9 protein-coding genes and 1 pseudogene are annotated in these 10,330 nt (G+C 71.6%); 7 read left to right on the top strand and 3 right to left on the bottom strand.

Annotated features, from left to right (window positions below):
- The first annotated feature begins 473 nt into the window (after nucleotides 1-473).
- Nucleotides 474-1,505, top strand: a complete 1,032-nt coding sequence (locus tag ACJA3G_RS20175; RefSeq protein WP_406554418.1) for an adenosine deaminase — start codon at nucleotides 474-476, stop codon at nucleotides 1,503-1,505.
- Nucleotides 1,506-1,525: 20 nt separating this feature from the next.
- Nucleotides 1,526-2,212 carry a glycerophosphodiester phosphodiesterase gene (locus tag ACJA3G_RS20180; protein WP_406554419.1) on the top strand — a complete coding sequence of 229 codons (687 nt, stop codon included), beginning with the start codon at nucleotides 1,526-1,528 and terminating at the stop codon, nucleotides 2,210-2,212.
- A 27-nt stretch (nucleotides 2,213-2,239) separates the two neighbouring features.
- Here the strand turns inward: ACJA3G_RS20180 and ACJA3G_RS20185 are convergent, their stop codons facing one another.
- The 3 genes from ACJA3G_RS20185 to ACJA3G_RS20195 all read right to left on the bottom strand — a co-directional run bounded on the left by ACJA3G_RS20185 (nucleotide 2,240) and on the right by ACJA3G_RS20195 (nucleotide 5,625).
- A complete protein-coding gene (locus tag ACJA3G_RS20185) occupies nucleotides 2,240-2,770 on the bottom strand; it encodes a hypothetical protein (protein ID WP_406554420.1) in 531 nt (176 codons plus the stop codon).
- Nucleotides 2,771-2,834: 64 nt separating this feature from the next.
- Nucleotides 2,835-3,998: a spermidine/putrescine ABC transporter substrate-binding protein gene (locus ACJA3G_RS20190; RefSeq protein ID WP_406554425.1), complete on the bottom strand. Its 1,164-nt coding sequence runs from the start codon at nucleotides 3,996-3,998 to the stop codon at nucleotides 2,835-2,837.
- A 187-nt stretch (nucleotides 3,999-4,185) separates the two neighbouring features.
- The gene (locus ACJA3G_RS20195; RefSeq protein WP_406554421.1) at nucleotides 4,186-5,625 is read right to left on the bottom strand and encodes a gamma-aminobutyraldehyde dehydrogenase; all 1,440 of its coding nucleotides are present in this window, start codon (nucleotides 5,623-5,625) and stop codon (nucleotides 4,186-4,188) included.
- A 179-nt stretch (nucleotides 5,626-5,804) separates the two neighbouring features.
- Here ACJA3G_RS20195 and ACJA3G_RS20200 point away from each other — a divergent pair, with 179 nt between their 5' ends.
- The 5 genes and pseudogenes from ACJA3G_RS20200 to ACJA3G_RS20220 form a co-directional block, all read left to right on the top strand.
- Nucleotides 5,805-6,296, top strand: coding sequence for an Lrp/AsnC family transcriptional regulator (locus ACJA3G_RS20200; protein ID WP_190091075.1), 492 nt, complete (start codon nucleotides 5,805-5,807; stop codon nucleotides 6,294-6,296).
- Nucleotides 6,281-7,660: an aspartate aminotransferase family protein gene (locus ACJA3G_RS20205; RefSeq protein ID WP_406554422.1), complete on the top strand. Its 1,380-nt coding sequence runs from the start codon at nucleotides 6,281-6,283 to the stop codon at nucleotides 7,658-7,660. Before ACJA3G_RS20200 ends, ACJA3G_RS20205 begins: the two co-directional genes overlap by 16 nt.
- A 198-nt stretch (nucleotides 7,661-7,858) precedes the next feature.
- Nucleotides 7,859-8,599, top strand: coding sequence for an ABC transporter ATP-binding protein (locus ACJA3G_RS20210; RefSeq protein ID WP_406554423.1), 741 nt, complete (start codon nucleotides 7,859-7,861; stop codon nucleotides 8,597-8,599).
- Nucleotides 8,581-9,732 carry a hypothetical protein gene (locus ACJA3G_RS20215; RefSeq protein ID WP_406554424.1) on the top strand — a complete coding sequence of 384 codons (1,152 nt, stop codon included), beginning with the start codon at nucleotides 8,581-8,583 and terminating at the stop codon, nucleotides 9,730-9,732. The genes ACJA3G_RS20210 and ACJA3G_RS20215 overlap by 19 nt, the downstream gene beginning before the upstream one ends.
- Before the next feature lie 59 nt (nucleotides 9,733-9,791).
- Nucleotides 9,792-10,330, top strand: a pseudogene (locus tag ACJA3G_RS20220) (Rossmann fold nucleotide-binding protein); the annotation flags it as partial.

Raw genomic sequence — 10,330 nt, forward strand, 5'->3', positions numbered from 1 at the left:
TAGGCCGGGGGTGCCGCCCGGATCCCGCGGCCTACCACGGCTCCCGCGGATCCCGGGGGATCGCGGCGCGGGCGGGAGCGGGCGCGAGCCTTAGCATGTCGGAACCACGATGGGGGAGGCCCATGTCAGACAACCGCGATCAGCCGTCCCAGGGCGCGGAGCCCGTGGACCCGTGGGCGCCGCCGGCATGGACGTCACCGTCGGCTGGTCATGCACCGGCTTCTCCAGCGGAACCTTCCGCTCCGGCGGCGCCCACGGGTCCACGGGCTCCGCGCCCTGGGACGGCTGATCGCGGTTGTCTGACATGGGCCTCCCCCATCGTGGTTCCGACATGCTAAGGCTCGCGCCCGCTCCCGCCCGCGCCGCGATCCCCCGGGATCCGCGGGAGCCGTGGTAGGCCGCGGGATCCGGGCGGCACCCCCGGCCTAACATGATCCCCGACGAGCGAAGCCGACAGCCGCGGAGGAAGAACCATGACCGATCTGCACCCGTTCATCGCGGGGCTGCCCAAGGCAGAGCTCCATGTGCACCACGTCGGCTCGGCCTCCCCCCGTATCGTCGCCGAACTCGCCGCCCACCACCCGGACTCGAAGGTCCCCACCGACCCCGAGGCCCTCGCGGACTACTTCACGTTCACCGACTTCGCGCACTTCATCGAGGTCTACCTCTCGGTCGTCGACCTGATCCGCACCCCCGAGGATGTGCGGCTTCTCACGTACGAGGTCGCCCGCGACATGGCCCGGCAGAACATCCGGTACGCCGAGCTGACCATCACCCCCTTCTCCTCCACCCGCCGCGGCATCGACGAGCGCGCCTTCATGGACGCGATCGAGGACGCCCGCAAGGCGGCCGAGAAGGAGCTCGGCACGGTCCTGCGCTGGTGCTTCGACATCCCGGGCGAGGCCGGTGTGGAGGCGGCGGCCGAGACGGCCCGGCTCGCCACCGCCGACGGCATCCGCCCCGAGGGCCTGGTCTCCTTCGGCCTCGGCGGCCCCGAGATCGGCGTACCGCGCCCGCAGTTCAAGCCCTACTTCGACCAGGCCATCGCCGCCGGGCTGCACTCGGTGCCGCACTCGGGCGAGTCCACCGGCCCGCAGTCCATCTGGGATGCCCTGCGCGACCTGCGCGCCGAGCGCATCGGCCACGGCACCAGCGCCACCCAGGACCGCGACCTCCTCCAGCACCTCGCCGACCACCGGATCGCCCTGGAGGTCTGCCCGACCTCCAACCTGGCGACCCGTGTCGTCACGGACATCGAGCGGCACCCGATAAGGGAGATGGTCCAGGCGGGCGTGCTGGTCACGGTCAACAGCGACGACCCGCCGATGTTCGGCAGCGACCTCAACAACGAGTACGCGGTCGCCGCCCGTCTGCTGGAGCTGGACGAGCGCGGCGTGGCCGGCCTGGCCAGGAACGCCGTCGAGGCGTCCTTCCTGGACGAGGCGGGCAAGGCGCGGCTCACCGCCGAGATCGACGACTACACCGCTCGGTGGCTCGCGCGGTAACGCCCGACCACAATGGGCCCATGCGCACCGTGACTGCCGTGGCCCACCGCGGCGACCCCTACCGCGTCCGCGAGAACACGCTCCCGTCGATCCACTCGGCGCTGGAGCGGGGCGCGGACGTGGTCGAGATCGACGTACGGCTCACCCGCGACGGCGTCCCCGTACTGCTCCACGACGACACCCTGGAGCGGCTCTGGGGCCACGACCGCCCGCTGTCCTCCCTGGTGTACGAGGACGTGCGCGAGCTGACCCGCTCCGGTGTGCCCACGCTGCGCGCCGCCCTGGCGGCGGCGGGCGCGCACCGGCTGATGATCGATCTGCCGGGGGCGACCGAGGCGGCGGTGCGCGCGGTGGTCGCCACGGTGCGGGAGTGCGGCGCGGCCGACCGCGTCGCCTACTGCGCGGGCGCGTCCACCATGCTGAAGGTCCGCGCCGCCGACCCGTCCGCCGAGATCTCCCTCACCTGGACGACCCTGGCCCCGCCGCGCCCCGAGCTGATCGCCGCGGTCGGGCCGCGGTCGCTCAACTACCGCTTCGGGCTGATGAGTGCGGAGCTGGCGGCGCGGATCCACCGGGACGGGATGCTGGTGTCGGTGTGGACGGCGGACACCCGGCGCACGATGCGGCGGCTGATCGGACAGGGCGTGGACGCGATCACCACCAACCGGCTGGACGCGCTGCACGCGGTCCTGGCGGAGGACGGCTGACGGAACGGCGGCGCGGGCGGGCGCGGGTCACGCCGGCGCCGGCGCCCCCGGGACGGCCGGCGCCATGAGCGCCTCCAGCTCCTTGATCCGGCGGCGTACGACGTAGAGCGGGATCACCCCGAACACCCCGAACGACATGTCGATCACCGACCACCAGAAGGGGATCCCGCGGACCGGCCCGCAGATCAGAGCCAGCGGGATGATCCCGGCGCAGGCGATCATCCCGAACTCGATCACCCAGATGTTGCGCACCGGATCGCGGTAGGGCCCGTAGAAGGCGACGGCGATGACGAGGTGGGCGAAGGCCAGCCAGTCCGTTCCGTAGAGGACGAAGGGGTGGTTCGCGTCGGTCGCGTCGAGCCCTTCGCGCACCCGGTCGATCCAGCCGGCGAGGCCCGGGAACCAGTCCCCGAGCGGTGTGGACCGCAGCAGGTCCTGTGTCCAGTGCAGTTCGTGCACCAGCGGGAAGGCGGTCAGTCCGCTCAGTACGAGGCAGACGATGAAGACCGCCAGCCACAGGCGTATGCGCCGCACGAGGACGGCTCTTGGCTCGCTCATGATCGCAGCCTACGCCTCGGTTTGAACGCGTTCAAAACCGCCCCGGCCCGCCGGGAGGGGCCGTCTACAGCCCCACGATCGCGTTCCACCGCTTCGCGAACTCCACCCGCTCCCCCGACGTGATGTCCCGGGCGATCGCGAGCCGTGCGCGCATCTCGGCGTCCGGGAAGACCAGCGGGTCCTCGGCGAGTTCGGCGCGCTCCTTGTCCTTGGAGGCCGCCAGTACCTCGCGGGCGGCCGGGACCGGGCAGACGTAGTTGACCCAGACCGCGAGCTCCGCGGCCACCTCGGGGTCGTAGTAGTGGTCGATCAGCGCTTCGGCGTTGGCCTTGTGGCGGGCCAGGTTGGGGATCATCATCGACTCGGCCCACAGCTCGGCGCCCTCCTCGGGCACCACGAACTCGATGTCGGGGTTGTCCGCCTGGAGCTGGATCACGTCGCCCGAGTACGCCTGACAGGCCAGCACATCGCCGGTGGAGAGGTCCTTGATGTAGTCGTTGCCGGTGAAGCGGCGTATCTGCTTGTTGTGCACCTGCTTCTCGACCCGGTCGCACATCCGGTGGAAGTCGTCCGCCGTCCACCGCGTCACATCGACGCCGTCGCCCTGCATCAGCAGCGCGAACGACTCGTCCAGCCCGGACAGCAGCGTCACCCGGCCCGCCAGGCGCGGGTCCCACAGGTCGCCGGTGTGCTTGATCTCGCGGCCGAGCTTCTTCCTGTTGTACGCGATGCCGGTGATCCCGGACTGCCAGGGCACGCTGTGCAGCCGTCCCCTGTCGAAGCCGGGCCGGGTCAGCTGCGGGTCCAGGTACCGGGCGACGTTCGGCTGGCGGGAGCGGTCCATCTCCTGCACCCAGCCGAGCCGGACGAAGCGCGCCGCCATCCAGTCGCTGACGACGACGATGTCCCGGCCGGTCGTCTGATGGTTCATCAGAGCCGGGCTGATCTTCCCGAAGAACTCGTCGTTGTCGTTGATCTCCTCGGTGTACGTGACCGAGATCCCGGTGCGCCTGGTGAAGGCGTCGAGGGTGGGCCGCCTCGCCTTGTCGTGCTCGTCGGTGTCGATGTACAGCGGCCAGTTGGCGAAGGTGAGCCGGTGTTCGGCGGCCGAGCGGTCGGGCGCTGCGCGCTCACCGGGCGCGACGTAGGCCGCGGGCACTCCGCAGCCCGCGAGCGCGGTCGCCGCGGCGCCGCCGCCGAGCGCGCGCAGCAGCCGGCGGCGGGACAGGGGGTTCAGGGGGGTCGCTCGCACCCCGGAAGGATGCCGGGGCGCCGGTGTACGGGGCAATGGACGGTGCGTACAGCCGTGCGGGGCGGGGCCGACAACCTGTCGACCGGTGACCGGCCCCGCACGCACCTGTGGTGCGGCGCCCGGTCCGGCGCCGCACCACAAGTCGCTTGTCCACGGGGGGAGATCAGCCCTCGTACGACGTCATCACGTGCTTGATACGGGTGTAGTCCTCGAAGCCGTAGGCCGAGAGGTCCTTGCCGTAGCCGGACTTCTTGAAGCCGCCGTGGGGCATCTCCGCGACCAGCGGGATGTGCGTGTTGATCCAGACGCAGCCGAAGTCGAGGTACTTGGACATGCGCATCGCGCGGCCGTGGTCCTTCGTCCAGACCGAGGAGGCCAGGGCGTACTCGACGCCGTTGGCGTACTCCAGCGCCTGCTTCTCGTCCGTGAAGGACTGGACGGTGATGACCGGGCCGAAGACCTCGTTCTGGATGATCTCGTCGTCCTGCTGGAGGCCGGAGACGACGGTCGGGGCGTAGAAGTAGCCCTTGTCGCCCACGCGGTGGCCGCCCGCCTCCACCTTGGCGTGCGCCGGGAGGCGGTCGATGAAGCCGGTGACCTGCTTCAGCTGGTTGGCGTTGTTGAGCGGGCCGTACAGCACGTCCTCGTCGTCCGGCTGTCCGGTCCTCGTGTCGGCGGCGGCCTTGGCGAGGGCGGTCACGAACTCGTCGTGGATGGACTCGTGGACCAGGACGCGGGTGGCGGCGGTGCAGTCCTGGCCGGCGTTGAAGTAGCCCGCGACCGCGATGTCCTCGACGGCCTTGGCGATGTCGGCGTCCTCGAAGACGACGACCGGGGCCTTGCCGCCGAGCTCCAGGTGGACGCGCTTGACGTCCTTGGCCGCCGACTCGGCGACCTGCATGCCGGCCCGTACCGAACCGGTGATGGAGGCCATCGCCGGGGTGGGGTGCTCGACCATCGCGCGGCCGGTGTCACGGTCGCCGCAGATGACGTTGAAGACGCCCTTGGGGACGATCGCGCCGATGATCTCGGCGATCAGGACGGTGGAGGCGGGGGTGGTGTCCGAGGGCTTGAGGACGACCGTGTTGCCCGCGGCGAGCGCCGGGGCGAACTTCCACACGGCCATCATCATCGGGTAGTTCCACGGCGCGACCTGGGCGCAGACGCCGACCGGCTCGCGCCGGACGATCGAGGTCATGCCCTCCATGTACTCGCCGGCCGAGCGGCCCTCCAGCAGCCGCGCGGCGCCCGCGAAGAAGCGGATCTGGTCCACCATCGGCGGGATCTCCTCGCTGGCGGTCAGCGCGAGGGGCTTGCCGGTGTTCTCCGACTCGGCGGCGACGAGCTCCTCGGCGCGCTCCTCGAAGGCGTCCGCGATTTTCAGCAGGACCTTCTGGCGCTCGGCCGGGGTGGTGTCGCGCCAGGCCGGGAAGGCCGCGGCGGCGGCGGCCATGGCGGCGTCGACGTCCGCCTGGCCGGAGAGCGGCGAGGTGGCGTACGCCTCGCCCGTGGCCGGGTTGACCACCTCGATGGTCCGCCCGTCGGCGGCATCGCGGAACTCTCCGTCGATGTAGTTGCGCAAACGACGCAGTTCGGTGGTCACTTCGCTGGCCTCCCGGTCCGGTGTCCGATGGGTGAGACAACCCACCTTAGTCGGTGAAGTGTCGCTTTCGACAGACCCACCGCCCAGCAACTTCGGATTCAGTGCTTCTACGGTCACGGAACAACGAATTTCATCGCTTTGGGGTTGCGGGACAGACGAGTCGCGTGCACAGTGGCTTCGTGGCCAGTCGAAGCGCAGACCCCAGGACGGGAAACGGATCGTCCCCGTCGATCGATGCCGTGTCTTTGGCGATCATCGAGCAGCTCCAGGAGGACGGGCGCCGCCCGTACGCCGCGATCGGCAAGGCCGTGGGCCTGTCCGAGGCGGCCGTGCGCCAGCGCGTGCAGAAACTCCTGGACCAGGGCGTGATGCAGATCGTCGCCGTCACCGACCCCCTCACCGTGGGGTTCCGGCGCCAGGCGATGGTCGGCATCAACGTCGAGGGCGACCTCGACCCCGTCGCGGAGGCCCTGACGGCCATGGCCGAGTGCGAGTACGTGGTGATGACCGCGGGCTCCTTCGACCTCATGGTGGAGGTCGTCTGCGAGGACGACGACCACCTGCTGGACGTCATCAACAAGCGGATCCGCGCCCTCCCCGGCGTGCGCTCCACCGAGAGCTTCGTCTACCTCAAGTTGAAGAAGCAGACCTATATGTGGGGAACCCGATAGCCGTGAGCAAGGACCTGAGCCAGACCGCCTACGACCACCTGTGGATGCACTTCACCCGCATGTCGTCGTACGAGAACGCGCCCGTTCCCACCATCGTGCGGGGCGAGGGCACCTACATCTTCGACGACAAGGGCAAGAAGTACCTCGACGGTCTCTCCGGCCTGTTCGTCGTCAACGCCGGCCACGGCCGCCACGAGCTCGCCGAGACCGCCTACAAGCAGGCGCAGGAGCTGGCCTTCTTCCCGGTGTGGTCCTACGCCCACCCCAAGGCCGTCGAGCTCGCCGAGCGCCTGGCCGACTACGCCCCGGGCGACCTCAACAAGGTCTTCTTCACCACCGGCGGCGGCGAGGCCGTCGAGACCGCGTGGAAGCTGGCCAAGCAGTACCACAAGCTCACCGGCAACCACACGAAGTACAAGGTCATCTCGCGTGCGGTCGCCTACCACGGCACCCCGCAGGGCGCCCTGTCCATCACCGGTCTGCCCGCGCTGAAGGCCCCCTTCGAGCCGCTGGTCCCCGGCGCGCACAAGGTGCCCAACACCAACATCTACCGCGCCTCGATACACCAGGACGACCCGGTGGCCTTCGGCCGCTGGGCCGCCGACCAGATCGAGCAGGAGATCCTCTTCGAGGGCCCCGAGACCGTCGCCGCGGTCTTCCTGGAGCCGGTGCAGAACGCCGGCGGCTGCTTCCCGCCGCCGCCCGGCTACTTCCAGCGGGTCCGCGAGATCTGCGACAAGTACGACGTGCTGCTCGTCTCCGACGAGGTCATCTGCGCCTTCGGCCGCCTGGGCACGATGTTCGCCTGCGACAAGTTCGACTACGTACCGGACATGATCACCTGCGCCAAGGGCATGACCTCGGGGTACTCCCCCATCGGCGCCTGCATCATCTCCGACAGGATCGCGGAGCCGTTCTACAAGGGCGACAACACCTTCCTGCACGGCTACACCTTCGGCGGCCACCCGGTCTCCGCGGCCGTGGGCCTGGCCAACCTCGACATCTTCGAGCGCGAGGGCCTCAACCAGCACGTGCTCGACAACGAGGGCGCCTTCTTCGACACCCTCAAGAAGCTCCACGACCTGCCCATCGTCGGCGATGTGCGCGGCAACGGCTTCTTCTACGGCATCGAGCTGGTCAAGGACAAGAACACCAAGGAGTCCTTCAACGACGAGGAGACCGAGCGCGTCCTGTACGGCTTCCTCTCCAAGGCGCTCTTCGAGAACGGCCTGTACTGCCGCGCCGACGACCGGGGCGACCCGGTGGTCCAGCTGGCCCCGCCGCTCATCTCCGACCAGGGGACCTTCGACGAGATCGAGGGCGTCCTGCGGCAGGTCCTCACCGAGGCCTGGACGAAGCTGTAGCCGTCCCCGGACCGCCCCGGCGATTCGTCTGAACGCACCGGCCCGGTGGCCCCCATCCGAGTGAGATGGGCGCCACCGGGCCGCGTGCTGTCGGGACCGGCGCGCCCGAGTCCCTAGCGTGCCCAGTGACCGATCGGCCCTGCCTTCGTTCCCCCGTACGGGGGAGCTGGCAATCTGATCTGAACCGAGGTGTACGCCATGGTGGCCCCGCCGGACAACGATGTGCTCTGGGGACGTTCCCTGCACCACTCCCACGGTGGCTCGCCCGCCCTGACCGGGGTCTCCCTCGGGATCCGCGAGGGAGAGATCCTGGCCGTCGGGGGCCCGCGCGGCAGCGGCAAGACGACCCTGCTGCGCGCCCTGTCCGGCCAGCTCGTGCCCGACCAGGGCGAGGTGTGGTTCAACAGCGCCCCCGTCCACACCATGGGAGCGCTCTCGCGCGAACGGCTGCGGCGGGACCGCTTCGGCTGGATCGACCCGGAACCGACCCTGGTGCCCGAGCTGAACGCCTGGGAGAACGCGGCGCTGCCGCTGCTGCTGCGCGGCATCTCGCACCGCACCGCCAAGAAGGCCGCCATGGAGTGGCTGGAGCGGCTCGACATCGGCGCCTGCGCCCGGCGCCGCCCGCACGCCCTGCCCACCACCCAGCGCCAGCGCGTGGCGATCGCCCGCGCCCTGGTCACCTCCCCCGCCGTGCTCTTCGCGGACGAGCCGACCGCCACCCTGCACCGCGCCGAGGGCGCCCAGGTGCTGCGGACCCTGACGGCCGCGGCCCGCTCGCACGGCATCACCACGGTCCTGGCCACGCACGACGCGGAAATCGCCGCCGCCCACGCCGACCGCGCGGTGTGGCTGCTCGACGGCCGCCGGGTGACCGCGGCCGGGCCCGCCGGCGCCCCCGACCCGGAGGGCCGCGCCGCGTGCTCGCTCTCCGCCTAGCCCGGGGCACCCACCCGCTGGTCCTGCTGCGCCGCCTGCTGGTGGCCGCGGCCTCCGCGGGCGTCGGTTTCCTCCTCCTGTGCACCCTGGGGTACGCGGCGGCCCACCCCGGCGGCTCGGTGCTGCGGCTGCTGTGGTGCGCGGTGCCGCTCGCCGCCACCGTCCACTTCGCGGTCGCCGTGGCCCGTACGGACCCCAGCACCCGCCCCCGCCCCGGCCTCTCCGCGGTGGGCCTGGGCCCCGGACGGCTCACCGCCATCGCGGCGGCCTCGACGGCCGTGTCCTGCACGCTCGGCTCCACGGTCGCGCTCCTGGTCCATCTGCACCTGCGCGGCGACATCACCGGGCTGCCCTTCGACGGCGCCGCGGCCGGGCTGCTCGGCGCCGACCAGCCGCTGCCCCTGGCCGCCGCCCTCACCCTGCTCAGCGTGCTGCCGCTCACCGCGTCGGCGGCGGCCGGGCTCGCCCTGCGCCCGCGCAAGGAGCCGCCGGGCCCGCGCGGCACGGAGCGGCCCCCCGCCTCCGTCCCGGCGGGGCTGCCCTGGGGCATCACCCTGATCACGGCGGGCCTGGCGGCCGAGACGTTCATGAGCCGGGGCACCCCCGGCGGCGCGATCCCCATGCCCGGCCATCCCGACAGCAGTCCCGCCGGGGTGCTGGCCGGCTGGGTCCTGACGGCCATGGGCCTCGCCGTCGCGGGCCCCGCCCTGACCCATCTGTGCGGCCGGCTGCTCCAGACCGCGCGCCCCGGGGCGGCCCGGCTGCTCGCGGGGCGGGTCCTGATGGAGGAGGCCCGCCGCATCGGGCGCCCGCTGGGCGTGGTGTGCGCGGTGGTCTCGGCCATGATCGCCGCCGCCTCGCTGTACGGCGACGAGGCGGGCCCGCACCCCTTCGGCCCGCTCACGGGCCTGGGCGCCGCGCTGGTGACGAGCTGCACGGTGGCGACGCTGCTGACCGCGGCCCTGGAGTCCAAGCACGTCCGCGGCGACACCACCGAGGCGCTGCTGCGCCTGGGCGCCCCGGCCCGGCTGCTGCGCGCCGCGGCGGCTCTGCGCGCGGCGGGCATCGTGGCCCTGTTCGGCCCGGTGACCTGGGGCATCGCGGAGCTCGCGGCGCTGCCCCTGGCCGGCTGAGCCGGACCGGCCGGACACCCGGCCGGTCCGCCGCCGCCCGCACGTTCTAGGGTGGCCCGATGGCCAGTGAAGACTTTCAGCGGGTGCCGAGCGCGCGGGACCGGGAGATCGAGTCCGTCGCCGAGTTCGACGAGGTGGTCGCGCGCGGCACCCTGGTCGGATACCGCCTGCAGTCCCTCGATCTGACGGACCGTACGTCCGCGCTGCTGTCGGCCGACACCGCGGGCGCCGTCTTCCTCGGCTGCCGGATGGCGCCGGACGCCACCACCAAGGTCCGGGCCGACGGGGCGCTGGTCTTCCCGCCCGTACCGGATCTGCCGTTCGACCCGTACCGGGGTCTGCTCTACACCCCCGACGAGCTGTTCGAGGACCTCGACAGGGGTTACGAGCACACGCCGGACGCGCGCTCGTACGCCTGGTTCCAGCGCACCAAGTCGGACGGCGACGTCTTCGCGTCCATGCTCCGCTCCATCCACGACGACTCCGTCTCGGACGCGCTCGACGAACTCCTGGCCGGGACGCGGGTGGTGGGCGTGATGGGCGGGCACGCGATGGGCCGGGGCGGCGACGCGTACGCCGGGCCGCCCCGGCGTACGCG

It is taken from the genome of Streptomyces sp. YS-3 (genome assembly GCF_045257485.1).
Taxonomy (GTDB): domain Bacteria; phylum Actinomycetota; class Actinomycetes; order Streptomycetales; family Streptomycetaceae; genus Streptomyces.